Below are 24,371 nucleotides of genomic sequence, written 5' to 3'. Positions count from 1 at the left end.
CGCACCCGCCACAAGTGACGCCCCCGGTCTCGTCAGCCGCGACCCGCGCCGGCTCCGGCCGTGACCACGCTCTTCACGCTGCTCGCGCCGTCCAGCGGGTACGAGTAGGGCAGGCTCTTCACCGAACCGCCCTGGTCACCCGTTCCCGAGTTGACGAAGTGGTTGTTGCGCGCGAGGAGCGCGCCACCGGGCGAGCTGCCCTCGCCGCGGTGGAACGGGTCCTTCGTGTTCTCGAAGTAGTTGCCCTCGACCAGAACACCGGCCTCGACAGTCGATGCGACGCCGTAGTCCGTCACGCCGCCGTAATAGTTGTTGTAGACGTGCACCGGGTTGCCGAACCGCACCCGCGGGTGCCGCTGCTGCGTGCCGGCGAACCAGTTGTGGTGGTAGGTGACCCGCAGTTTGCCCCGGTCCTCCGAGCCGTTGCCGTCGCTGTGCCCGAGCAGCATCGTCTTGTTGTGACTGGTGAACTTGTTCCAGGACACCGTGACGTAGTCGGACGCTCGCTTGATGTCGACGGCACCGTCGTAGCCGTGGGTGAAGCTGTTGTGATCGATCCACACGCGGGTGGAGTACTGCACGTTGATCGCGTCGTCGCCCCAGTCGCGGAAGCTGAGGTTGCGCACGATCACGTTGGACGCGTTGGTGATGTTCAGGCCCTGACCGGTGATCGTCGCACCGGAGCCGACACCCTCGACGGTCTTGTTCGAGGCGACCTTCGTCATGCTCGGCAGCGAGATCGTGCCGGACACCCGCACCACCGACGCGCCGGACTTCTGCACGGCCGCGGCGAACGCGGCTGCCGTGGTGACGGTGACCGGAGCGGCGGCGCCGCCGCCGGTCGTACCACCGCCCTGGGTGGCCCAGCCGACCAGCCCGAACGGCGCGGCGCCGGCTTGCGGAACGGTGAGCGCACTGAAGAAGAGTGCTGCGACACAAACAATCTTTGCGTGTTTTGGAATCATTCCACGCTCCCATGAGTGCGCGGCGGTAGATCCCACACAACCACGCAGCAGAATTTCCGTCAACCAATTCGAAAGCGTTCGACTCGAACCATCGAAAATGGTTGACAGAAAACATCACCGCCCTACCATCGAAATACCGCCGCGCATCCCCTGCAAGCGGAGCGCACATGAAGAAACTGGCAACAACGGTGTTGGCAGCGGCATTCGCCGCACTTCTGGCACCTCAGGCACAGGCAGCGGGCAGCACCTTTCCGACCCCGACCGGACCCAAGCCGGTCGGCGCCACCATCAAGGTTCCCGCAGGCACCTACGACGGTGGCCTGAAGCGGTTCTACGGCACCGGCAACCTCGGTTCCGGCGGCCAGAACGAGAACCAGGACCCGATCTTCCAGCTGGCCGACGGCGCGACGCTCAAGAACGTCGTGCTCGGCGCCCCGGCGGCGGACGGCGTCCACTGCCTCGGCACCTGCACGCTCACCAACGTGTGGTGGGAGGACGTCGGCGAGGACGCGGCTACGTTCAAGGGCACGTCGCCGGCGCAGACCATGACCATCAACGGTGGTGGCGCGCGAAAGGCAGCGGACAAGGTCTTCCAGCACAACGGGCCGGGCACGATGATCATCCGCAACTTCCAGGTGGACGACTTCGGCAAGCTCTACCGGTCCTGCGGCAACTGCGGGACGCAGCACAAGCGGAACGTCGTACTGGAGAACGTCACCGCGTTCTCCCCCGGCAAGGCGCTGGTGGGCATCAACACCAACTACGGCGACACCGCGCGGTTCTCGAAGATCACGATCGTCGGCGACACCAAGAAGAAGATCGCGATCTGCGACAAGTACCAGGGCGTCACGAGCGGTGAGCCGAAGAAAATCGGCACAGGCCCGGACAGCACCCACTGCCTCTACAAGTCGTCCGACATCGCCTACCGCTAGTTTTCCACGATGAAGGGAACCTTCATCCACCTCACGTGGATGAAGGTTCCCTTCATCTTTCACCAGGCTTCGAGGGTGTGGGATTCGATGTGGTCGAAATTCCAGTCGTCACCGATTCCGGGTGTCGTGGGCAGTGTGACGACGCCGTTCTCGTCGAGCGGATCGGCAATGGAGTTCCGATGCGGCGGTGTGCGGTCGAAGTCGACGTGCGGGTGCAGCAAGCCGCGTTCGTACCACCGCCCCGCGTCGGTCGCCCCGAGCACGGTGAGGCTGCCGGATCCGTTGCCGTGGATCTCGCAGTCCATGTTGAACGACTCGGCGAGGTGCACGGCCTTGAGCACCGGTGTGATGCCGCCACTGCCCGCCGGACCCGCGCGCAGGACGTCGCACGCTCCCGCGGTGATCCACTCGGCGCGGGTCAGGTGCTTGCCCCACGCCACCTCCGGCCCGATCACCGGGATCGCCAGCTGGTCGGCGAGCCACCGGTAGGAGCTGATCGACGCCTCCTCCATCGGCTCCTCGAACCAGTAGAAGTCCAGCTCCTCCAACACCTTGCCGAGCCGGAGCGCCTCCGTGCGCGAGTACCAGTGGCTGGCGTCGAGCATCAGCGCGATCTCCGGGCCCACCGCCTCCCGGACCGACTGGCACGCCGCGATGTCGCGGGCGATGCTCGGCGCACCGGGCACCGGCGGCATCCAGGTGTGCAGCTTGATCGCCCGATACCCCACCGACACCAGGTGTTTCGCGAAGTCCGCGTAGTCGCCCGGGGTCGCGAGACCGTCGGTGTCGCCGCACATCGTGCTGGCGTAGGCGGGAATCCGGTCGCGGGCACCACCGGCGAGCTTCCACGCGGGCAGCTCCACCTTGCGTGCCACCAGATCCCACAGCGCCATGTCGACGAACCCGAGCGCGCGGTCGGTGAACCCGCCGTGCGATCCCCGTTGCCGTCGCGCGAGCAGACGCCACAACCGCTCGCGGTCCCACGGATCCTGCCCCAGCAGCACCGGCCGCACGTGCCCGTCGAGCACGGCGGGGCGCAGCTGGTCCGGTTGCACCTGGCAGTAGCCCGTCACGCCGTCGGTGTCGACGACCTCCAGCAACGCCTCGGTCACCTCGTGCTCCGGTGCCGGATGCCGGTGCCCCTCCGCGTCGACGGACGTGGCCGCGGTGGTCCTGAACGTCCGCACCACCACCCGTTCGATCACTTCCGCTTCTCCCATTCCTGCTGGGCGGTCGTGAGCTTCGCCGCGAGCTGGTCGAGGAACTCCTGCGCGGGCAGCTGGCCGAGCAGCACCTTCTGGTACAACGGCTCGGTGTCGGTCTTGGTGATCGACGAGTACTCGGGCAGGTAGACCGGCGCGGGCACGAGCACGGTCGCGGGGTCCTCCAGCACGCCGAGTGCCATCTTCACCGCCGGGTTCTGCTGGATCCACCCGGCGCCTCGCACGTCGGTGTTGGCCGGGATCTGGCCGACCTTCTCGTTCCAGTAGCCGTTGCTCTCCGCCGAGGTCAGGAACTCGACGAACTTCCACGCCGCGTCGGTGTGCTTGCCACCCTTGAACACCGCGAAGCCGTCGGTCGGGTTCGGCACCACGGTCCGCTTGCCGGACGGGCCCTTCGGCAACGGCATCGCGCTGACCTTGTCCGGCCCGAGCGCCTTCATCACGTCGCCGGTCGAGCCGAGGTTGTGGTGCATCATCGCCACCGTGCCGCCGGTGAACTGCGCGACCATCTGCGTGTAGTTGTTGTTGACGTCGGCTTCGGGCGTGGCCTTCTTGTACAGCTCGGCGACCTTGCGCACGAGCTCGGCGTTGCGCGGGTCGGACACGGTGCTCTTGCCGCCGTCGTAGAACTTCTCGACACCGGAGTAGGAATAGGCCTCGGACAGCAGCTGGAAGATCGACCCGGCGCCGCCGCGGAGCGTGAAGCCGTACTGGTTGTCCGCCGGCTTGGTCAGCCGGGCGGCGGCTTTCACCAGATCGTCCCAGGTGGACGGTTCCGCGATGCCGTTCTCCCTGAACCTGTCCGACCGGTACCAGATGACGTCGAGGTTGCCCGACGCCGGCACGGCGTAGAGCTTGCCGTCCGGCGAGGTCTGGCGCACGGTCTCGAGCAGCCCTGGCAGCAGCTTCCCCTTGAGCGGGCCGCTGTCCAGCCGGTCGTCGGCCGGTTCGAGCGCGTCCTGCCCGACGAGGTGGGCGAGGTAGGAGGTCGTGACGCCACCGACGTCCGGGGTCGACCCACCGGCGATGGCGGTGTCGTACTTCTGCTGCACCGACGAGCTCGGGATGCCGACGTACTCGATCTTGACACCGGGGTTCACCGCCTCGAACCGCTTGATCAGCTCCTGGTAGATCGGTGTGCGGCCGGGGCCGCCGTTGTTGTCCCAGAACGTGATCGTCGTCGGACCGTCCTGCCCCGCGGAGCAGGCGCTCAGCACGAGCGCCAGAGCGACCAGCAGTCTGTTCATGTCTCCCTCATCCCTTGACGGCGCCCGCGCTCAGTCCCTGCACGAGGAACCGCTGCACCACGGCGAAAACCAGCACGACCGGCACCGCGGCGACGACTCCGCCCGCCGCGAGCGCCCCGAAGTCGGTGTTGAACTCCCCCAGCGCGTAGCTCAGCCCGACCGGGAGGGTGAACTTGTCCTGCTTGCTCGCGAACATCAGCGCGAAGAGGAAGTTGTTCCAGGCCCCGATGAACGCGAACGACCCCACGGCCACCAGCGCGGGCCGCAACTGGGGCAACGTCACCGCGAAGAACGCCCGCAGCCGGGTGCAGCCGTCGACCATCGCGGCCTCTTCGAGCTCGACTGGCACGTTGCGCACGAACCCGCTCATCAGGATCAGCGCGAGCGGCAGCTGGAAGGCGGTGTCCGCGATGACCAGGCCGGTGAGGCTGTTCAGCAGCCCGGCGTTCTTGAAGATCACGAACAACGGGATCAGCAGCATCGCGCCGGGGATGAACTGCGTGCACAGCAACGCCAGCAGGAACACCCGCTGGCCGCGGAACTTGAAGCGCGCCAGCGCGTAGCCGCCCATCAGCGCGAACACCGTGACGACGACGAGCGTGCCGAGCGCGATGATCAGGCTGTTCTGGAAGAACAACCCGAAGCCGATGCCGTTCCACACGGTGTCGAAGTGCTCGAACGTGATCGGCCACGGCACGAGCGCGGTCTCCCCCGCCGGCCGCAACGCGAAGACGAGCATCCAGTAGAACGGGATGAGCGTGAACAACAGGTAGAGCGCCAACGGCAGGTGCAGTCGGAAGAACCGCGATGGATCACGGTGTTTCCTTCGGCGCAGCGGCGCTGGTGGTGGCATCACAGGGGTTTCCGGGCGGGTGAGCGTCTGGGTCATGCCCGGCTCCCGAACTTGGACAGCCTCAGATAGAGGATCGAGAAGAACAGCAGGATCGCGAAGCCGGCCATCGTGAGCGCCGAGCCGTAGCCGAAGTCGTGCGAGTCGACGGCCTTGCGCGCCACGTAGAGCGGCAGCGTGGTGGTCTGGTTCGCCGGTCCGCCACCCGTGAGCGTGTAGATCAGGTCGACGTTGTTGAACTCCCACACCGCGCGCAGCAACGTCGACAGCACGATCGCGTCGCGCAGGTGGGGCAGCGTGACGCTCACGAACCGGCGCCACCGGCCCGCGCCGTCGACGGACGCGGCCTCGTACAGGTCGTTCGGGATGGTCTGCAGGTCGGCGAGCAGCAGGATCGCGAAGAACGGAACTCCGCGCCACAGCTCGGTGACGACGGTCGCCGGGAACACCGTCGCCGGGTCGCCCAGCACCGACGTGCCGGGATCACCGATGCCCCACTGCGCGAGCTGCTGGAAGACACCCGTGGACGGGTTGTAGAGCAGGATCCAGATGCCCGTGGTGAGCACGCCGGACACCGCCCACGGCGAGAACACCAGCGACCGTGCCACCGCACGACCGACGAACGTCTCGTTCACGATCAACGCCAGGCAGAGTCCCAGCACCAGCTGCAGGCCGACCTCGACGACCACCCACTTGGCGCTGAACGCGAGGCTCTGCCAGAACAGCTCGTCCTCGAACAGCATGCGCCGGAAGTTCTCGAGGCCGACGAACCCGTTCTTCCACGGCTGGGTGATGGTGTGCTGTCGCAGGCTGAACCAGCCGACGCTGGTGATCGGGTAGACCAGGAAGACCGCCATCAGCACCAGCGTCGGGGCGATCAGGGCGTAGGGCGCCCACGTGCGGGTCCTCACGCGGGGTTCCACCCGCTCAGGTAGGTGTCCTTCGTGTACTGCCTCGCCTGCTCGTCGGCGAGCTGCGGCCGGTCGGTGCCCCTGCCCGCGCCGGGTCCGGTGTTGCGGTACTCCGCGAACCTGGCTTCCCTCCAGGGGAACCCGGACATGTCGGTCCACGGCACCGACTTGATCGCGGCGGGCAGCTCGGTGTCGCGGATGACGACCTGCGCGATCGCGTCCAGGTCACCGCCGGGATGCCATGGCCTGCCGAGGAAGTACGTGCCCGCGGGCGCGTCGCTGCGGATCCGCGAGTGCACGATCAGGAAGCCGTAGGGGTTCGCGCGCCGGGTGCTCGCCGCGGTCACGTAGCCGTTCGGATCGCCGCCGCGGTTCAACGCAGTGATGGTGGCGCGGTCGAACACGGCTGTCGCACGGCCGAAGACGAAGTCGACGTCGCCGGTGATCGCGCAGTCGCGGTAGTACTGACGGGCTCGCGTGGTCACGTTCGGGCTGTCGGCGTACAGCGTGTCCTGGTGGCCTGCGAAGTGCACGCGGTCGAAGAACATCCGGTCGCCGGTGGCCTTCACCGCGACGGCCTGGGTGTTCGTGATCTCCGGGTGCTTGCTGCGGTCGAACGAGTTGCGGAACGTGAGGTCGCGGGCCTTGAAGTCGTCCGCGGCGATGGTCACGGTGGCACTGCCGGACGTGCCGTAAGTGGTGCCGTCGGGTTTCTTGGTGCCGTTGGCGTTGTCGTAGTCGATCACGACGTCCTGCGCGCGTCCGGTGGCGCCGCGCAGGGTGAGCCCCTTCTTGCTCGCCGGGATCTTGATCACCTCGCGGTAGACGCCCTTCGGCAAGGTGATCACGCCACCGGCGGGTGCCGCGTCGATCGCGGACTGCACGGTCGCGAACCCCTGGCCCACGACGAGGTGACGGCCCGCCGGTTGCGCACCCGCCCGCAGGTGACGGATCCGGTGTGCGGGTTCCAGGCCGCGGTTCAGCGTCGGCGTCCAGCCCGCGTCGGTGCCGAGCCGCTTCGCCGGGTTCGCGGCGTTGTAGGCGTCGACCAGACTCACCGGCCTGCCGTCGACCAGGTTGCCGGTGTCCGTGATCGCCGTGCCGCCCCAGTTGTAGACGATCTTCTCGGGGACGATGCCGCGGATGAAGTTGTTCTGCGCGTGGATCTGGGACTTCACGCCGACGCCCCAGCTGTACACCTGCGCACCCTCGTAGAGGTTGTCGTAGACGTGCACCTGTCCGAACCGGACTCGTGGAGCACGTTCGGCGACGTTGCGGAACACGTTGTGGTGCACCGACACCCGCAGCTTGCCTGGGTCGGTCGTGGAGGAGTTCGACGAGCCGATCAGCATGGTCTTGCCGTGCTCAGTGAAGGCGTTGCGCGACACCGTGACGAGGTCGGCGGCCGAGGTGATGTCGAGCTGGCCGTCGTGCACCTGGTAGGGCCGTCCGAAGTAGAGCGGCTGGGTGCTGTCGACGTTCGGTTCGTCGGTGAACGTGTTGTGGTCGACCCACACGTGCTCGGATTTCTGCACCGAGATCGAGTCGTAGAGCGAGTTCCAGTTTCCGGGAGACGCATTCGGGCTGTTGTCGGTCGGATCCCACTGCGGGAAGCAGTCGTGGGTGTCGCGGAAGGTCAAATTGCGCACGATCACGTTGTGCGCGCCGTGAATTCGCAGGCTCCCGCCGGTGATTCCGGCACCGGGGCCGGCGCCGATGATCGTCGTGTCGCTGGGGACGTTCAGCGCGACGGCGGCCTCCTGCCGCTTCGCCGACGTGGCCCGCGCGTTCTCCAGCGGTCCCTCGGGTTCACGCTGCCAGCCCCAGACCGCCGGGTCGTAGGCGGCGAGGTAGCCCGCCAGGGTGTAGCCATCGGTCGCGTAGTCCTCGCAGTGCGCCGTGTTCGCGTCGATCACGCCGCTGACCTTGATGATCCGCGGCGCCGGAGAGGCCAGTGCCGCGACGAGTTCGGCTCGCGTGCGCACCACGTGCACCCGGCCCGCCGCACCGCCGGTCGTGCCTGGCCCGCTGGATGCCCACCCGTCTCCGGGTGGCAGCACCTCACGAGCCGGGTCGTGGCCGGCGTGCGCGGACACCGTTCCCGTTAAAGCGCACGCCAAAGCGAGCGTGCCGACGAAAAGACGCATGACGGAATACCCTTCGGAAAGGATTCACATTCTTGAACACCGTCCACGATCGTGAACCGAGTATTGCGAATGCGTCAGCCACACGTCAATCAAATGAATTCGTTCGACAATTCGCCGCGCTCTTCGACCATTCTTCGAGTCGAAAGCCGTCGAATTGGTTCACTCGGCTGAACAGGCCTCGCCGTTGAGCGAGAACGAGCCCGGCACGGAGTTCCCGCCGCGCACGGAGCCGTTGAAGCCGATCGACACCGAGCCGCCTGCCGGGATCTGCGCGTTGTAGTTCGCGTTGGCGGCGTTGACGGATCCGCCGGACTGGCTGTGCACCGCGTTCCACATGCCGTCGATCCGCTGCCCGTCCGCGAAGCTCCAGCGCAGGGTCCAGCCGTTGATCGTCCTGCCGCTGGTGTTCCGCAGGGTCACGCTCGCCTGGAAGCCTCCCGGCCACTGGTTGGTGATGCGGTAGGCGACCGCGCAGATCCGTGCGGCAGGCCGCGGCACCGTGGTCGTCGGAGGCACCGGACGCGGCGGCACGGTCGTCGTGGGGCCGGGCTGAGGTGGCTGGCCGGGCGCCGGAGGTTGCCCTGGCGCGGGCTGACCCGGTGCCGGAGGTTGGCCGGGCGCCGGCGGCTGCCCCTGCGCAGGAGGCTGCCCTGCCAGGGGTGGGTTCGCCGTCCGCGTGGAGCCGGGTGGAACGAGGTCCAGGCCGTCGCAGGGCGGCCCCCACAGTCCCCTGTCGGCAGCGGCGGCCTCGGACTCGGCGGCCAGGAGCGGGCCGCCGTCAACGCCCTGGGCGCGCAGGTAACCGCGCTCCACCGCCAGCAACGCGTAGTCCTTGCCGCCCTCGAGCTCCAGGCCCACGTCGCCGCCGGGAAGGATGGTCACCTTGACGGTGCTGGCGAGCAGCGTCGTCCTGGCGAACTCCAGCGAGCTCGCGGCCCAGCACTCGGCGGGCTCGGCGAGCCGGGAGACGCGCACCGTGGTGCCGTCGGCCAGTTCGACCGTCCTGGGGTCGAACACGTCCCGCACGAACTGCGGCGTGGACGACCCCTCCTGGTTGACCAGCGAGGGCGGTTTGAACGGCCCTCTGGTGGTCGGCGCCGGTACCGACGGCTCGCCGGAGCACGCTCCGGCTCCGGTTGCGAGGACCAAGAACACGACCAACCGCTTACGCGCCACCACTACCCCTATTGTCGTTTAATCATCAACAACACTAGGGGTATGTCGGCGCGGCTCAATCGACCGTTCGGAGTGGACGTTCTGAGCGAAACGGGTGCCGGAACAGCTTGGTACACACCAATTCCGGCACCGCTCGCCTCAGTGCAGGCCCAGCGCCAGCCGGTGGTAGGCCTGGTTCCAGCGCAGCCGGTCGAGGAACGACGCGGGCGTCGTCTCGGCGTCGATCAGCACCAGCTCCGTGGCCACCATCTGCGCGAAGTCCCGCAACGTCTCCGCGCCGACCGCCTGGGTCATCACCGTGTGGTGGGGACCGCCCGCCGTCAGCCAGCACTCCGCCGACGTCGAGAGCGACGGCGCGGGCTGCCACACCGCCCGCGCGACCGGCAGCTCCGGCAGCGGCTCGTCCGGCGGCACGACCGTGACCTCGTTGGCCACCAAGCGGAACCGGTCGCCCATGTCCGCGAGACCGATCACCACGGCGGGACCGGTGGCCGCGTCGAACACCAGTCGAACGGGGTCCTCCCGGTCGCCGATGCCGAGCGGGTGGATCTCGCACGACGGCTGCTCGGAGGCGATCGTCGGGCAGACCTCCAGCATGTGCGCGCCGAGGATCTTCGGCTCGCCCGGTCCGAAGTGGTAGGTGTAGTCCTCCATGAACGACGTGCCACGACCGGTGCCCGTGCCCATCGCCTTCACGGCGGCGAGCAACGTCGAGGTCTTCCAGTCGCCCTCCCCGCCGAAGCCGTAGCCGTCCGCCATGAGCCGCTGCACCGCGAGACCCGGCAGCTGCCGCAGGCCACCGAGGTCCTGGAAGTTCGTGGTGAACGCGCCGAACCCGCCGTCGTCCAGAAAGGACCGCAACCCGATCTCGATGCGGGCGGCGTAGCGCAACGAGTCGTGCCGCTCTCCCCCGCGCGCCAGCTCCGGCGCGAGGCGGTAGGCCTCGGCGTAGTCCGTCACGAGCAGATCGATGTCCGCGTCGGGCACAGCGTCCACGACGGCGACGAGATCGTTGACGCCGTAGGTGTTCACGCTGACGCCGAACCGCAGCTCGGCCTCGACCTTGTCCCCCTCGGTCACCGCGACGTCGCGCATGTTGTCGCCGAACCGGGCCAGCTTGAGCGACCGCAGGTGCGCCGTGCCCGCCGCGGCACGGGCCCAGCCGTCGATCCGCTCGGCCACCAGCGGATCGCTCGCGTGCCCGGCCACCGTCTTGCGGGCCACCCCGATCCTGGTCTGCACGTAGGCGAACTCGCGGTCGCCGTGCGCGGCCTGGTTGAGGTTCATGAAGTCCATGTCGATGGTGGACCACGGCAACGCCTCGTTGAGCTGCGTGTGCAGGTGCAGCAACGGCTTGCGCAGCAGGTCCAGCCCGGTGATCCACATCTTCGCCGGCGAGAACGTGTGCATCCACGCGATCACGCCGACGCACGACGGGTCGTTGTTCGCTTCCTGCATGATCGCGCGGATCGCGGCGGAGTCGGTGAGCACCGGCTTCCACACGATCTCCGCGCTGATCCGGCCGGTGTCGCTGAGCATCCGCTGGATCTGCTGGGACTGCGCGGCGACCTGGTCGAGCGTCTCGGGGCCGTAGAGGTGCTGGCTGCCGGTGAGGAACCAGATCTGGGGCTTGTCCGGCATGTGCTCTCCTTCTGGGCTCACTGGCCGTAGACGTTCTGGTAGCGCTCGTAAAGCCGGTCGACGTCGTGCTGGTCGATGGCGGAGGCCTTGCCGAGCTGGAGTGCGAAGTGGACGGTGCGGGCGACGTCCTCGAGCATCACGGCGGACTTCACCGCGGCCTTGGCGGACGGACCGACCGTGAACGGGCCGTGGTTGCGCATCAGGACGGCTTTCGACCTGCTGCTCTTCAGCGTCTCCACGATGCCCTGGCCGATCGAGTCGTCACCGATCAACGCGAACGGCCCGACCGGGATCTCCCCGCCGAACTCGTCCGCGATCATCGTCAGCACGCACGGGATCGGTTCACCGCGCGCCGCCCACGCTGTGGCGTAAGGAGAATGCGTGTGCACAACACCGTTCACCTCAGGCATGTGCCGGTACACGTAGGCATGAGCGGCCGTGTCCGACGACGGCGCGTACTCACCTTCGACGAGGTTGCCGTGCAGGTCGGTCACCACCATCGCCTCGGGCCCGAGCTCGTCGTACGACACCCCGGACGGCTTGATGACCATCAGCTCGTGGCCGGGCACCCGCGCGGAGACGTTGCCCGCGGTCCAGATGACCAGCTCGTACTTCGTCAGCTCGCGGTGCAGCTCGGCGACCGTGCGGCGCAGCTCTGCCGTGGCGGACATCAGCTCTTCCCCTCCAGCGCGGCGCGGCGGTACCCGCGCAGGCGGTGCATGACATCGTTGGCACCGCGACCGAAGTAGTCGTGCAGTTCCAGGTAGTCGACGAACAACCGCTCGTACGCCTCGACGTTCTCGGCGATGGGCGTGAAGACGTTGCGGCGCACCGAACCCATCGCCTGTGCCGCCTTGCGGATGTCCTCGAACGCGCCCGCGGCCACCGCGGCGTGCATCGCGGAACCCAGCGCGGGTCCTTGCTGCGACCCGATCACCGACAGCGGCAGGTTCACGACGTCCGCGTAGATCTGCATCAGCAGCTCGTTCTTCACCAGGCCGCCGGCGATCACCAGCTCGGTCACCGGCACGCCCGCGTCGGTGAAGGTGTCGATGATGACCCTCGTGCCGAAAGCCGTGGCCTCCAGCAGAGCGCGGTACACGTCCTCTGCCTTCGTGGCGAGCGTCTGGCCGACCACGACCCCCGACAGCTCGTGGTCGACCAGGACGGACCTGTTGCCGCTGTGCCAGTCCAGCGCGATGAGCCCGTGCTCGCCTACTCGTTGTGTGGCCGCAAGTTCGGTGAGCAGCTCGTGAACCGTGACGCCCTTTTGTTCCGCTTGCTCGTGGTACGCGGGCGGCACCTGGTTGTTGACGAACCACGCGAAGATGTCGCCGACACCGCTCTGCCCGGCCTCGTACCCCCACAGCCCCGGCACGATGCCGCCGTCGACGACGCCGCACATGCCCGGCACCTCGCGCAGCACGGACCCGCTCATCACGTGGCAGGTCGAGGTGCCCATGATCGCGACCATCTGACCTGGCTCGACGGCCTGCGCGGCCGGTGCGGTGACGTGGGCGTCGACGTTGCCCACCGCGACCGCGATGCCCTCCTGGAGTCCTGTCCACTCAGCGGCTTCGGGGGTCAGCGTGCCCGCCTTGTCGCCCAGTGCGGACAACGGGTGGTCGAGCTTGTCGTTGACGAAGTTCTCGAACCCGGGGTTGAGCTCGGCGAGGAAGTTGTCGCTCGGATACTGCCCGTCCTGGTGGATGCCCTTGTACCCGGCCGTGCAGGCGTTGCGCGTGTAGGTGCCGGTGAGCTGCCAGATGATCCAGTCCGCGGCCTCGACCCAGTGGTCCATCGCTTCGTAGACCTCGGGCGCTTCCTCCAGCACCTGCAGCCCCTTGGCGAACTCCCACTCCGAGGAGATGAGCCCGCCGTAGCGCGCGATCCACGACTCCTTGCGGCGATGCGCGAGCTCGTTGATCCGGTCGGCCTGCGGCTGGGCGGCGTGGTGGCGCCAGAGCTTCACGTAGGCGTGCGGGTTGTCCGCGAACTCGGGCAGATCGCACAACGGCGTGCCGTCCGCGGTGACCGGAACCATGGTGCAGGCGGTGAAGTCCGTGCCGATCCCGATGACCTGGGAGGGCGAGATCCCGGCCGCCTCGACTGCCTGCGGGACGGCGGCCCGCAGGACGTCGAGGTAGTCGGCCGGGACCTGCAGCGCCCACTCCGGCCGCAGCGGCACGCCGGTACTGGGCAGAACCTGGTCCACCACACCGTGGCGGTACTCGTGCACAGCGGTGCCCAACTCCGCACCATCGCGCACGCGCACGACCACGGCGCGGCCGGACAGCGTGCCGAAGTCGACACCCACCACACACGCGTCGCGGTCGATCGTCATGTCAGTCACGAGCTGAGTGTTATCGCTAACATTGTGGGAGTCAAGATGTGCCCAATACATCGTGATTCCTCAGTTAGCGCAAGGGACATCACTGAACGTGAACGAACGTGAACGCACGACAAATCACCCGCGCCGGGGTGTGGCGCGGGCAGCGTTTGCGAGCCTGCGACGTTTCGCTGGCGCCCAGGGGTGGCGCGGGGCTGGACTGTCGCGTGAGATCACCGGCGGGTCAGGGGCGGCACCCCTCACGCAGGCGGGGCCGGACCGTCGCGCGACAGCACCGGCAGGTCAGGCCCCACCCCTCACGCGGGCGAAGCCGGACTGTCACGCCGACACCACCGCCAGGTCAGGCCGCGCCGCTCACGCGGGCGGCGCCACGCTGTCCCGCGACACCAGCATCGGCGCCACCGTCCGCCGCGGCCGAGCACTCTCCCCGTCGCTGACCTGCTCCAGCAGCAACCCGAGCGTCTCCCGCGCCACCGCCCCGAAATCCGGCCGCACGGTGGTGAGCGGCGGGATGAAGTACGCCGCCTCGGGCACGTCGTCGAACCCCACGACGCTCACGTCGTGCGGCACCCGCCGGCCGCGCTCGCTCAGCGCCCGCAACAAGCCGAGGGCGAGGTGGTCGTTGGAGCAGAACACGGCCGTCACCTCGGGCATCCGGGAGAGCATCTGCCCCGCCCGGTACCCGGAGGCCGCGCTCCAGTCCGCCGTCACCACCGGCGGCACCTCGGCACCGACAGCCTCCAGCGCCTTGCGCCAGCCTTCGACTCGGCCCGCCGCGTCGAACCAGTCGGCGGGGCCGGACACGTGCCACACCGTCTGGTGGCCCGCCTCAAGCAGGTGCGAGGTGGCGTCGAACGCGCCCGCCGCCTGATCGACTGTCACGAGAGGCGTGGGCCGCGAAGGGTCGCCGTCCACCGTCACCAGCGGCACTCCGGCGGGCACGTCCGCCAGTGCGTCGGCGGCCGACGAGTTCGGCGCTATCACCACGATGCCCGCTACGCGCTGGTCGCGGTGGCGTTCGACCGCCGCGGCGATCGACTCGCGGTCTAGTTCCTTCACCCGGCCTACGCTGACCGCGAAGCCGGCCTCGCCCGCCGCCTCCTCGAAGGCGGACAGCAGGGAGGCCGGGCCGTAGAGCGTCGAGTTCTGCGCCACCACGCCGATCAGCTGCGTCCTGCCGGTGACCAGTGCGCGCGCCGCCCGGTTCGGCCGGTAGCCCAGTTCCTTGATGGCGGCCCGCACGCGCAGGCGGGTCTGCTCGCGGACGTTCGGGTGGTCGTTGAGCACGCGCGAGACCGTCTGGTGGGACACCCCGGCGAGTCGGGCGACATCGGTCATCGCGGGGTCACGCGTGGTCTTCTGGTCCACGAACGGTCTCCGATCCTTGGTCTAGACCGATGATGTTAGCGATAACACCCTTCGGCCTTGGTACTGCGAGCCCATTGTGACCGCTATTTGAGCCGGAACGTCGCACGTCGGCGCGCGTCGCGGTCATTTCCCGGTTCACCGGTCACCAGTCTGCCCCGGTCGTGGATGAGATAGGAATTTGCTCCAACATTCAACGAAATCGCCCCACCATCGGCCAGCCCGGGCACCCGGCGGAACGAAGCCGCACGTCCGAAGGCATCCGAGTCCTCGAACGGGTCGATCCGCACTTCGCCGTCCACCCGCACGTACCGGTCCGGAAAGTTCACCGACTGCAACGAAACCGTGCCGGAACCGAGAAATCCCGGTACGAACCGGAACTGCGAGTCCGCCAGTTCCCGCACGTTGCCGTCGACCCGCAACCGGTACTCGTAATGCCGCACGAACAGCCCATCCGTCGTGGACAGCCGCACAACAGGTCCACCACGACCGACCGGAACGCCGAACGAAGGCGTCCCGTCGTCGTTCCAACCAAGCCGTTGCACGCGCGTGTGCCGGTTCGGGTCGAACAGCGGGTCGCCGTTGATGTCCCGGTAGTCCCGCGCGTGGTAGACCAGCACGTCCTGGTCTCCGACCGTCGTGAACGAGTTGTGCCCCGGCCCGTACTGCGAGGTCGGCACACAGGTGGAGAACACCGGCTGCGGCGACTTGGTCCACGACCGCGCGTCGAGCAGGTTCGCGTTCTCATCGGCGGTGAGCAGGCCCATGCAGTAGCGGGCGTCGGTCGCGCTGGCGGAGAACGTCACGAACACCCGGCCGTTGCGGATCAGCACCGCCGGCCCCTCGTTCACCCGGAACCCCTGCACCTCCCACGCCAACGTCGGCGTCGCGATCCGCACCGGCGCGGTCTTCAACGCCAGCGGGGACGCCATCTCGGCGATGTAGAGGTTGGTGCCGGACCCGACCGCCGGATCGTTCTGCGCCCACAGGAAGTACCGCTTCCCGCGATGCGCGAACGTCGTCGCGTCCAGGGTGAACGTGTCCAGGTGCGTGACGATCTGCCCGCGCAGCACCCAGCCGCTCTCCCGCGGATCCGCCGCCGAGGACTCCAAGACATAGGTGCGGATGCGGAACGGCTCGTCCTTGTCCCCCGCGGCGAAGTAGACGTACCACTTGCCGTCGATCCGGTGCAGCTCCGGCGCCCAGATGTAGCCACCCATGCGCCCCGACGCGGGACGACGCCAGATCGTCCGTTCCCTCGCCGCCGACAGACCGTCCAGAGTGGACGCTCCGCGAACCACGATCCGGTCGTACTCCGGCACCGAACCGGTCAGGTAGTACATGCCGTCGGTCGGCGGCGTGATGAACGGGTCGGCGCGCTGCTCGACCAGCGGGCTGCGGGTCGGCAGGTCGGCGACGGGTTCGGCGGCGGACACAGCGGACGAAGCGGTGAACGTGCCGACGGCGAGGGCACCACCGGCGCCCAGCAGCAGGGATCTGCGGTCGATCACTTGCGGCTCCTGTCCTTGACGCGGAAGACCGTGACGGAGTTCGGCGGGAACGTGTGACTGAACGACTTGCGCACGCTCATCTGCGTCGTGCGCGGTTTGATCGGCTGGGCGAACTCGGTGTTCACGTCGTCCGGACGCCCCTGCAGCACGGTGACCCGAGCGGTCGACGCCACCGGCATGCCCAGGTCGATCGACGTGCGGGCGGCGTTGTCCTGGGCGTTGACGACCTTGACGATCAGCTCACCGGTCGCGAGATCACGAGTCACGACCTGACGGAACGGCTCGGCGACCTGATCGGTGAACTCGCCCCACTTCTGACCGTCGAGGAACAGCGCCACGTGCCGTCCGCGCACCTCGACCCGCACGTCGTACACCCGGCCGGTCTCGATCCGAGTGCCGTTGGTGAGCACGGTGTTCTTGGCACCACCGGAGGCCTTCTCCACGGCGGACTGCGTGTTGTTCCAGCCGCCGAGGTTCCACCAGTAGTAGTTGCCGGTGTCCTGCACGCCGAACGCGACCAGGAAACCCTCGCGCCCGGACTGTTTGGTGGCCTTCACCTGCAGTGTGTAGTCGCTCCAGTCCCGCGAACCAGCCGTGACGAGCGTGTCCTCGGCGGCCGCGTCGGACTGGACGTAGGCGCCGTTCACCACGTTCCACGCACCACGACCTGACTTCGCCCACTTCGCGTCGGTGCCGGAGAAGTCGTCGCTGAACAACGTCTGCCCTGCGGCGGAAGTGACGCTCACGTCGTCGTAGGAAGCAGCGGTCGCCCAGGTGGAGAGGCCGATCGCGCCGGTGATGGGCGTGGACGACGTCGCGGAGGCGGTGCTCGGCACGACCTGGTCACCGACGTTGTTCATGAACAGCTTCTGGACCTCGTAGCTCGCCGAGCCCCACGACGCGTGGTTGTTGAACCAGATCATGTCCGGCTTCCACTGCACGTAGTCCTCATTGGACAGCAGCGGCGCGTACGAGGCGAGCTTCACGACGTCGGCGTTGCGTTCCAGGCCGGTCATGTACGCGGCTTCACTCAAAGCGTTGAAGTACTTGTTGTCCAGCGAGGCGTACTCGCCGAGAAACACCTTCGGGCCGTTGCGGTCGTAGGAGTCGTAACGGTTGTTGTTCTCCAGGAACCACGACGGGCTGTTGTAGTAGTGCTCGTCGACCATCTTCACGCCGGCCTGCTTGTTGAGCTGCCACAACCGGTCGAACGTGCCACCGGTGTCGTCGGGACCGGAGTTGCTGATCACCGTGATGTCCGGGTACCTGGCGTTGATCGCCTTGCGGAACTCGGTGAACCGGGCGAAGAACTCGTCCGGCAGGTTCTCCTCGTTGCCGACGGAGAGGTGCGTGAGCTTGAACGGCTTGGGGTGCCCCATCTCCGCGCGCTTGCGTCCCCACACCGAGTCGGCGGGCCCGTTGGCGAACTCGATCAGGTCGAGCGTGTCCTGGACGTGCCGCTGCAGCAACGCCGGGTCGTTCGTGGCGCGGTTCTGGCCGCAGCCGGTGACCAGCGCGGGAACGACGGGCAGCGGCATCGCGCCGACGTCCTCGGCGAACTGGAAGTACTCGTAGTAGCCGAGCCCGTAGGACTGGTTGTAGCCCCAGAAGTTCCAGTTCGTGGCGCGCTGCTCGACCGGGCCGATCGTGTCCTTCCACTGGTACGAACGGCGGCGCTCGTACCCCGGCGCGTCGTAGCCGTAGTGGCTGCCGGTGTTGACCAGGCAGCCGCCGGGGAACCGCACGAAACCGGGCTTCAGCGCGGCGATCTTCTCGGCGAGGTCGCGGCGCAACCCGTGACCCTTGAACGTGTCGCGGGGCATCAGCGACACCATGTCGAGGCTCAGCGTCCCGCTACCGGCGGCGGTGACCAGCAACCGGCCGGTGGTCGTCGACTTCCGAGCGCGGATCGTGCCGGCGTACCGGGCCCAGCCACCACGAACCTCGACCTTCACCTGGTCGCCGAGCGGTGTTCCGGCGGGATCGGTGATCGCGGCGGTGAGCTGCGCCGGCTGGTCCGTGCGCGCCCAGACGGAGAAGTCGTAGCGCTGGCCCTCCTGCACGGCGATGCCCGAGTTGTAGCCGGAGTTGATGACACCGGCGGGCAGTCCGAGCTTCAGGTAACGGCGGTTGCGCTCGTTCATCCGGCCGCTGTCGTCGGCCACGTCCACGGCGCCGCTCTGCGGTGCCCACGAGGTGAAGCTCGTGTAGGAGGCGTTGTCCGCCTTGTCGTACTCGAACGAGCGGTTCTGCACCAGTTCGGCGTACAGGCCGCCGTCGGCCGCCCGGTTGATGTCCTCGAAGAACACCCCGTACATGGTGTCGTCGATCGAAGCGCCCTTCTTCGTGGCGTCGACCTTGATCGTGTAGTCGGTCTCCGCGGCCGCTCCGGAACCAGGAACAGCGACCAGCAGACTCGACGCGAGCGCGGCGCACAGCAGCACGTGCTTGCGGGACACGGGAGTACCTCCCCAGCTCCTAAGTGAGCGTTAACATAGGGCTGCGAACTCGTTACAAGCAAGGGCTTGACGCAGCAGTTGTGAACGCTCACTCTTGCCACCTGACACACCGCGGACACGCGGTCGAGCTCCGCGACACCGTCGTCACACCGGAGGAATCCCAGTGCTGAAGAAGATCACGACAGTCGCCAGCGTGGTCCTGCTGAGCGCGCTCACAGCGTGCGGTTCGGGAAGCGGTGGCGGCACCGGCTCGTCCAGCGACACCATCACGATGGGCTTCGCCCAGGTGGGCGCCGAGAGCGGCTGGCGCACCGCGAACACCAAGTCGGTCCAGGAGGAGGCCAAGGCCGCCGGGATCGACCTGAAGTTCTCCGACGCGCAGCAGAAGCAGGAGAACCAGATCAAGGCGATCCGGTCCTACATCCAGCAGAAGGTCCAGGTGATCGCGTTCAGCCCGGTCGTCGAGACCGGCTGGGACACCGTCCTGCTGGAGGCCAAGCGCGCCAACATCCCGGTGATCCTCACCGACCGCGCGATCGACTCGGACGACACGTCGCTGTACAAGACGTTCCTCGGCTCGGACTTCGTCGAGGAGGGCCGCAAGGCCGGTGACTGGATGGTCGCCAACGCCACCGGCCCGACGAACGTCGTCGAGCTGCAGGGCACCACCGGCGCGGCACCCGCGATCGACCGCAAGAAGGGCTTCGAGGAGAAGATCGCCGCGAAGCCGGACATCAAGATCGTCGCCTCGCAGACCGGTGACTTCACCCGCTCCGGCGGCAAGCAGGTCATGGAGGCGTTCCTGAAGTCCCAGCCGAAGATCGACGTGGTGTACGCGCACAACGACGACATGGGCCTGGGCGCGATCGAGGCGATCAAGGCCGCCGGCAAGGTGCCCGGCAAGGACATCAAGATCATCACCGTCGACGCGGTGAAGGACGGCATGACGGCGCTCGCGAACGGCGAGATCAACTACATCGTCGAGTGCAACCCGTTGCTGGGCAAGCAGTTGATGGAGCTCGCCAAGAAGGTCGTCAAGGGCGAGGAGGTGCCGGCGCGGGTCGTCACCGTGGAGGGCACGTTCACGCAGGAGCAGGCCAAGGCCGCACTGCCCACCCGCCAGTACTGACCCACCAAGACTGCGGGGCCCGTCATCTCGCCCAAGTGGTGACGGGTCCCGCACCCCACAGACCCGCGGGGCCCGTCACCGACTGCGCATCCGGTGACGGGTCCCGCGGCCCCGGCTACGAAGGCTGCCGCCATGACCGAGTCACCGCCGCCCGTCGTCGAGATGCGAGGCATCAGCCTCGCGTTTCCCGGCGTGAAGGCGTTGCAGGACGTCGACTTCCGGCTGTTCCCCGGCGAAGTGCACGCTCTGATGGGCGAGAACGGCGCCGGTAAGTCCACGCTGATCAAGACGCTGACCGGAGTGCACCGCCCCGACGGCGGGCAGGTCGTGCTGGCCGGCGCCGACGTCGCGTTCGGCTCCCCCGGCGAGGCTCAGCACGCCGGCATCAGCACGGTGTACCAGGAGGTCAACCTCTGCGCGAACCTCACGGTCGCGGAGAACATCCTGCTGGGCCGCGAACCTCGCCGGTTCGGCGGCATCGACTTCCCGGCCATGCGCAAGCGAGCGGCCGAGATCCTCGCGCGCATCGGTGTGCACATCGACCCCGCCTCGAGCCTCGCGGCGCATCCGATCGCGGTGCAGCAGCTGGTCGCGATCGCCCGTGCCATCGCGATCGACTGCCGGGTGCTCGTGCTCGACGAACCGACGTCCAGTTTGGACGCCGGGGAGGTCGCGGAGCTGTTCCGGATCATGCGGGTGCTGCGCGACGAGGGCGTGGCGATCCTGTTCGTGTCGCACTTCCTCGACCAGGTCTACGAGATCGCCGACCGGATGACGGTGCTGCGCAACGGAACTCTCGTCGGCGAGCACCTCACGAAGGACCTCGACCGGCGCGGCCTCATCGCGGCGATGATCGGCCGCGAGCTCGGTGCGCTGGAAGCGATCGAGGACGCCAGCGAACGTCGCAGCGTGTCCGGCCCGGTGCTGGTGCGTGCGGAGGGTTTGGGTCGGCGTGGCGCCATCGCGCCGTTCGACCTCGACATCAGCGCGGGCGAGGTGGTCGGCTTGGCCGGGCTCCTCGGCTCCGGCCGCACGGAACTGGCGCGGCTGCTGTTCGGCGCGGACAAGGCGACCGAGGGCCGGCTGCTCGTGGACAGCGCACCGCTGCACCTGCGCGGGCCTCGTTCCGCGATCGCGGCCGGGATCGCGTTCTGCTCGGAGGACCGCAAGGGCGAGGGACTGGTCGCGGACCTCAGCATCCGCGACAACCTCGTGCTCGCGATGCAGGCCGCCCGCGGGTGGAGCCGTCCGGTGCCGCGCAAGGTCAAGGACCAGCTCGTCGAGAAGTACCTGACGGCGCTGGACATCCGGCCCGCGAACCCGGACGCGCTGGTGCGCACGTTGTCCGGCGGCAACCAGCAGAAGGTGCTGCTGGCGCGCTGGCTCGTCACCGAACCGCGGCTGCTGATCCTGGACGAGCCGACGCGCGGCATCGACATCGGCGCGAAGGCCCAGATCCAGCAGCTCGTCACCTCGCTGGCCGCCGAAGGCACCGCGGTGCTGTTCATCTCGGCGGAGATGGAGGAGGTCGTGCGCATCGCCGACCGGATCGTGGTGTTGCGCGACCGGCACAAGATCGCCGAACTGCCCGGCGGCTCCAGCATCGACGAGGTCGTCGAGCTGATCGCGGGCGAGCACCTGTCCGAGGAGGTGGCGTCGTGAAGAACCGCTTGCTGTGGCCACTTCTCGCGCTGGTCGCGTTGCTGTTGCTCAACCTCGTCGTCACGCCGTCGTTCTTCTCGTTGCGCATCCAGGACGGCCACCTCTACGGCGGCTTGGTCGACGTCCTCAAGAACGGCGCGCCGACCCTGCTCATCGCGCTCGGCATGACGCTCGTCATCGCCACCCGCGGCATCGACCTGTCCGTCGGGGCGGTCGCGGCCATCGCGGGCGCGGTCACGTGCGTCCACATCGGAACGTCCGGCGACGCGGGCACGGCGTTCGCGGGCATGGCGATCGCGCTCGTGTTCTGCGCGCTTCTGGGGCTGTGGAACGGTTTCCTGGTGGCAGGTCTGGGCATTCAGCCCATCATCGCCACCCTGGTGCTGATGACCGCGGGCCGCGGCATCGCCATGCTGGTCACCGAGGGCCAGATCATCACCGTCAACAACGACCCGTACCGCGAGGTCGGCGCCGGGTTCCTCGTCCTGCCGATCTCGATCCTGATCAGCCTGGCGATTCTCGGCCTGGTCGCACTCGTCACCAGGAAGACCGCTCTGGGCATGCTGATCGAGGCCGTCGGTGTGAACCCGGAGGCCTCGCGGCTCGCCGGCGTCCGTTCGCGGACGATCATCTGGACCGTCTACGTGTTCGCCGCGGTGTGCGCGGGCATCGCGGGCCTGATGATCAGCTCCAACGTCAGCGCGGCCGACGCCAACAACGCCGGCCTGTGGATCGAGATGGACGCGATCCTGGCCGTCGTCATCGGCGGAACGTCGTTGGCGGGCGGGCGGTACTCGCTCACCGGCACGCTGCTCGGCGCGCTGATCATCCAGACGCTCACCACGACCGTCTACACGATCGGCGTGGCACCCGAGGTCACGCTGGTGTTCAAGGCCGTCGTCGTCATCACCGTCTGCCTCGTCCAGGCGCCCAAGGCACGCGCGGCGCTCAGCTTCCGGAAGGTGGCCACGACATGACCACTCTCACCACGAGGGTGCCGTCCCGGTTCCTGCCGGTGCTCGCGACCGCGGTGCTGTTCGTGCTCACGTTCGGCGCGGGCTCGGTCGCCTACGACGGTTTCGCGTCCGGGCAGGTGGTCGCGAACCTGTTCATCGACAACGCGTTCCTGATCGTGCTCGCCGCCGGCATGACGTTCGTGATCCTCAGCGGCGGCATCGACCTGTCCGTCGGCTCGGTCGTCGCACTGTCCACCATGGTCACCGCGGTCGGCCTGCGCGCGGGCTGGCCGGTGCCGCTGGTCGTGCTGGCGGTGCTGCTGATCGGCTCGACCCTGGGTCTGCTGATGGGCCTGGTGATCCACAAGTTCGACATCCAGCCGTTCATCGTGACGCTCGCGGGCATGTTCCTCGCCCGCGGCCTGTGCTTCCTGATCAGCGTGGAGTCGGTGTCCATCAAGGACCCCACGTTCCGCGACATCGCCACCGCGGTCATCGAGCTGCCCGGCGGCGTCACGCTCACCTACAACGTCGTGATCGCGCTGCTGGTGGTCGGCGCCGCGCTGTACGTGCTGCACCGCACCCGGTTCGGCCGCACGGTCTACGCGGTCGGCGGCAACGAGTCGTCCGCGTTGCTGATGGGACTGCCGACCGCACGGGCCAAGGTCGGCGTCTACGTCATCAGCGGCTTCTGCTCGGCGCTGGCCGGCCTGCTGTTCAGCCTCTACATGCTGTCCGGCTACGGCCTGCACGCCGTCGGCATGGAGCTCGACGCCATCGCGGCCGTCGTCATCGGCGGAACCTTGCTGGCGGGCGGCGTCGGCTACGTGCTCGGCGGGCTGGTGGGTGTGCTGGTGCTGGGCACGATCCAGACCCTGATCTCGTTCCAGGGCACGCTCAGCTCGTGGTGGACGAAAATCGTGATCGGCGCACTGCTGCTGGTGTTCATCGCGGTGCAGCGGACTATGGTGCGCCGGTGAGACGCTTCCGGCCCCTTGCACTCGTCGTGGCCGCGGTGCTGCTGGCGGTCGTCGGCCTCGTCCAGTGGCGCGACCAGCCGGGCATCGCGGGCACGCCCGTGGCCGCGACCGGGGCGAGCACTCCCCCGCCGGTCAGCCTGGGCGAGGCCACGTCGGTGCCGACCACCACGTCGTCGATCCCCGCGACCACCACGACCACGCCGGCGACCACGAAGCCGCCGGCCGCCACCTCGCTCGCCGGGAAGATCAAACCCGGCGAGCCCCACCGCGGGGTCGCGACGTTCTACGACTCCGACGGCAGCGGCGCGTGCTCGTACGACCGCAGCCCGGACCCGCTGACCGCCGCGATGAACTGGTCGGACTACGAGGACTCCGCCGCCTGCGGTGCCTACGTGCTGGTGCAGGCAGGCGGCAAGTCGCTGACGGTGCGCATCACCAACCTGTGCCCGGCGCCGTGCCGGGTCGGGCAGCTGGACCTCAGCGCGGAGGCGTTCGCCCAGCTGGCGCCGCCGGTCCAGGGCGAGATCCCGATCACCTGGACGCTGGTGAGTCCCGCGTTGTCGAAGACCATCTCGATCCGCTACAAGTCCGGCTCCAGCCAGTACTGGTGCGGGATCCAGGTCATCGACCACCGCAACCCCGTGGCACGGCTCGAGGTCCAGGGGCGGCAGCTCAAGCGCGCCGACTACAACTACTTCCTCTCCGAGGACGGCGCGGGCTGCGGCAAGCCGATCACGATCACCGACATCTACGGCGAACGCCTGGAAGTGCCCGCGCTGCAGGTCAAGGCCGATGTCGTCCAGCCGACGACCCTGCAGTTCGCCCAGCGCTGAGGAATGGCCGCGGCGCGCTGGACGTTGATCGTGC

General features: G+C 68.1%; 19 protein-coding genes. 6 read left to right on the top strand and 13 right to left on the bottom strand.

Translation table 11 applies throughout. The features are described 5' to 3' along the window. Window positions 1-32: 32 nt before the first annotated feature. Window positions 33-965, bottom strand: coding sequence for a polysaccharide lyase family 1 protein (locus AB0M24_RS12835; protein WP_363765242.1), 933 nt, complete (start codon window positions 963-965; stop codon window positions 33-35). 176 nt (window positions 966-1,141) lie between these two features. On the opposite strand from AB0M24_RS12835, the gene AB0M24_RS12830 reads away from it, so the two are divergent. Beyond that, window positions 1,142-1,897, top strand: coding sequence for a pectate lyase (locus AB0M24_RS12830; RefSeq protein WP_363765739.1), 756 nt, complete (start codon window positions 1,142-1,144; stop codon window positions 1,895-1,897). A gap of 59 nt (window positions 1,898-1,956) precedes the next feature. On the opposite strand, the gene AB0M24_RS12825 is transcribed toward AB0M24_RS12830, so the two are convergent. The 12 genes from AB0M24_RS12825 to AB0M24_RS12770 all read right to left on the bottom strand — a co-directional run bounded on the left by AB0M24_RS12825 (window position 1,957) and on the right by AB0M24_RS12770 (window position 18,777). After that, window positions 1,957-3,102, bottom strand: a complete 1,146-nt coding sequence (locus tag AB0M24_RS12825; protein ID WP_363765239.1) for an enolase C-terminal domain-like protein — start codon at window positions 3,100-3,102, stop codon at window positions 1,957-1,959. Then, window positions 3,099-4,367: a sugar ABC transporter substrate-binding protein gene (locus AB0M24_RS12820; RefSeq protein ID WP_363765236.1), complete on the bottom strand. Its 1,269-nt coding sequence runs from the start codon at window positions 4,365-4,367 to the stop codon at window positions 3,099-3,101. Before AB0M24_RS12820 ends, AB0M24_RS12825 begins: the two co-directional genes overlap by 4 nt. A 7-nt stretch (window positions 4,368-4,374) precedes the next feature. Beyond that, complete coding sequence (locus AB0M24_RS12815) at window positions 4,375-5,256, bottom strand: carbohydrate ABC transporter permease (RefSeq protein WP_363765233.1); 882 nt, start codon at window positions 5,254-5,256, stop codon at window positions 4,375-4,377. Next, window positions 5,253-6,128, bottom strand: coding sequence for a sugar ABC transporter permease (locus AB0M24_RS12810; RefSeq protein WP_363765230.1), 876 nt, complete (start codon window positions 6,126-6,128; stop codon window positions 5,253-5,255). The genes AB0M24_RS12815 and AB0M24_RS12810 overlap by 4 nt, the downstream gene beginning before the upstream one ends. Then, on the bottom strand, window positions 6,125-8,275 hold the full coding sequence (locus tag AB0M24_RS12805) for a pectinesterase family protein (RefSeq protein ID WP_363765227.1): 2,151 nt from the start codon (window positions 8,273-8,275) through the stop codon (window positions 6,125-6,127). The genes AB0M24_RS12810 and AB0M24_RS12805 overlap by 4 nt, the downstream gene beginning before the upstream one ends. Window positions 8,276-8,434: 159 nt before the next feature. Next, window positions 8,435-9,430, bottom strand: a complete 996-nt coding sequence (locus AB0M24_RS12800) for a cellulose-binding domain-containing protein (RefSeq protein ID WP_363765224.1) — start codon at window positions 9,428-9,430, stop codon at window positions 8,435-8,437. Between the two features lie 159 nt (window positions 9,431-9,589). Continuing rightward, a complete protein-coding gene (araA, locus tag AB0M24_RS12795; RefSeq protein WP_363765221.1) occupies window positions 9,590-11,092 on the bottom strand; it encodes an L-arabinose isomerase in 1,503 nt (500 codons plus the stop codon). A gap of 17 nt (window positions 11,093-11,109) precedes the next feature. Continuing rightward, window positions 11,110-11,763: an L-ribulose-5-phosphate 4-epimerase gene (locus AB0M24_RS12790; RefSeq protein ID WP_363765218.1), complete on the bottom strand. Its 654-nt coding sequence runs from the start codon at window positions 11,761-11,763 to the stop codon at window positions 11,110-11,112. Further along, window positions 11,763-13,436: a ribulokinase gene (araB, locus tag AB0M24_RS12785; protein ID WP_363765736.1), complete on the bottom strand. Its 1,674-nt coding sequence runs from the start codon at window positions 13,434-13,436 to the stop codon at window positions 11,763-11,765. The genes AB0M24_RS12790 and araB overlap by 1 nt, the downstream gene beginning before the upstream one ends. A gap of 360 nt (window positions 13,437-13,796) precedes the next feature. After that, window positions 13,797-14,810 (bottom strand): LacI family DNA-binding transcriptional regulator, encoded by a 1,014-nt coding sequence (locus tag AB0M24_RS12780; RefSeq protein WP_363765215.1) that lies wholly within the window; start codon window positions 14,808-14,810, stop codon window positions 13,797-13,799. Between the two features lie 83 nt (window positions 14,811-14,893). Continuing rightward, the gene (locus AB0M24_RS12775; protein WP_363765212.1) at window positions 14,894-16,318 is read right to left on the bottom strand and encodes a family 43 glycosylhydrolase; all 1,425 of its coding nucleotides are present in this window, start codon (window positions 16,316-16,318) and stop codon (window positions 14,894-14,896) included. Then, a complete protein-coding gene (locus AB0M24_RS12770) occupies window positions 16,315-18,777 on the bottom strand; it encodes an alpha-L-arabinofuranosidase C-terminal domain-containing protein (RefSeq protein WP_363765209.1) in 2,463 nt (820 codons plus the stop codon). The genes AB0M24_RS12775 and AB0M24_RS12770 overlap by 4 nt, the downstream gene beginning before the upstream one ends. A gap of 163 nt (window positions 18,778-18,940) precedes the next feature. Between AB0M24_RS12770 and AB0M24_RS12765 the strand changes: the two genes are divergently transcribed. The 5 genes from AB0M24_RS12765 to AB0M24_RS12745 all read left to right on the top strand — a co-directional run bounded on the left by AB0M24_RS12765 (window position 18,941) and on the right by AB0M24_RS12745 (window position 24,337). Beyond that, window positions 18,941-19,906 (top strand): ABC transporter substrate-binding protein, encoded by a 966-nt coding sequence (locus AB0M24_RS12765; RefSeq protein WP_363765206.1) that lies wholly within the window; start codon window positions 18,941-18,943, stop codon window positions 19,904-19,906. 132 nt (window positions 19,907-20,038) lie between these two features. After that, window positions 20,039-21,568 carry a sugar ABC transporter ATP-binding protein gene (locus tag AB0M24_RS12760; protein WP_363765203.1) on the top strand — a complete coding sequence of 510 codons (1,530 nt, stop codon included), beginning with the start codon at window positions 20,039-20,041 and terminating at the stop codon, window positions 21,566-21,568. Continuing rightward, window positions 21,565-22,545 (top strand): ABC transporter permease, encoded by a 981-nt coding sequence (locus AB0M24_RS12755; protein WP_363765200.1) that lies wholly within the window; start codon window positions 21,565-21,567, stop codon window positions 22,543-22,545. The genes AB0M24_RS12760 and AB0M24_RS12755 overlap by 4 nt, the downstream gene beginning before the upstream one ends. Continuing rightward, window positions 22,542-23,504: a galactofuranose ABC transporter, permease protein YjfF gene (yjfF, locus tag AB0M24_RS12750; RefSeq protein ID WP_363765197.1), complete on the top strand. Its 963-nt coding sequence runs from the start codon at window positions 22,542-22,544 to the stop codon at window positions 23,502-23,504. The genes AB0M24_RS12755 and yjfF overlap by 4 nt, the downstream gene beginning before the upstream one ends. Then, a complete protein-coding gene (locus AB0M24_RS12745) occupies window positions 23,501-24,337 on the top strand; it encodes an expansin EXLX1 family cellulose-binding protein (protein ID WP_363765194.1) in 837 nt (278 codons plus the stop codon). The genes yjfF and AB0M24_RS12745 overlap by 4 nt, the downstream gene beginning before the upstream one ends. Window positions 24,338-24,371 lie beyond the last annotated feature (34 nt).

The organism is Lentzea sp. NPDC051838 (assembly GCF_040681245.1).
GTDB lineage: Bacteria > Actinomycetota > Actinomycetes > Mycobacteriales > Pseudonocardiaceae > Lentzea.
This window is presented reverse-complemented; position numbering and strand designations above follow the sequence as displayed.

Excerpts from the sequence above, each read along its gene's own strand:
- AB0M24_RS12835 (WP_363765242.1), bottom strand. The coding sequence starts at position 965 with ATGATTCCAAAACACGCAAAGATTGTTTGTGTCGCAGCACTCTTCTTC.
- AB0M24_RS12820 (WP_363765236.1), bottom strand. The coding sequence starts at position 4,367 with ATGAACAGACTGCTGGTCGCTCTGGCGCTCGTGCTGAGCGCCTGCTCC.
- AB0M24_RS12815 (WP_363765233.1), bottom strand. The coding sequence starts at position 5,256 with ATGACCCAGACGCTCACCCGCCCGGAAACCCCTGTGATGCCACCACCA.
- AB0M24_RS12805 (WP_363765227.1), bottom strand. The coding sequence starts at position 8,275 with ATGCGTCTTTTCGTCGGCACGCTCGCTTTGGCGTGCGCTTTAACGGGA.
- araA (WP_363765221.1), bottom strand. The coding sequence starts at position 11,092 with ATGCCGGACAAGCCCCAGATCTGGTTCCTCACCGGCAGCCAGCACCTC.
- AB0M24_RS12790 (WP_363765218.1), bottom strand. The coding sequence starts at position 11,763 with ATGTCCGCCACGGCAGAGCTGCGCCGCACGGTCGCCGAGCTGCACCGC.
- araB (WP_363765736.1), bottom strand. The coding sequence starts at position 13,436 with ATGACGATCGACCGCGACGCGTGTGTGGTGGGTGTCGACTTCGGCACG.
- AB0M24_RS12760 (WP_363765203.1), top strand. The coding sequence starts at position 20,039 with ATGACCGAGTCACCGCCGCCCGTCGTCGAGATGCGAGGCATCAGCCTC.
- yjfF (WP_363765197.1), top strand. The coding sequence starts at position 22,542 with ATGACCACTCTCACCACGAGGGTGCCGTCCCGGTTCCTGCCGGTGCTC.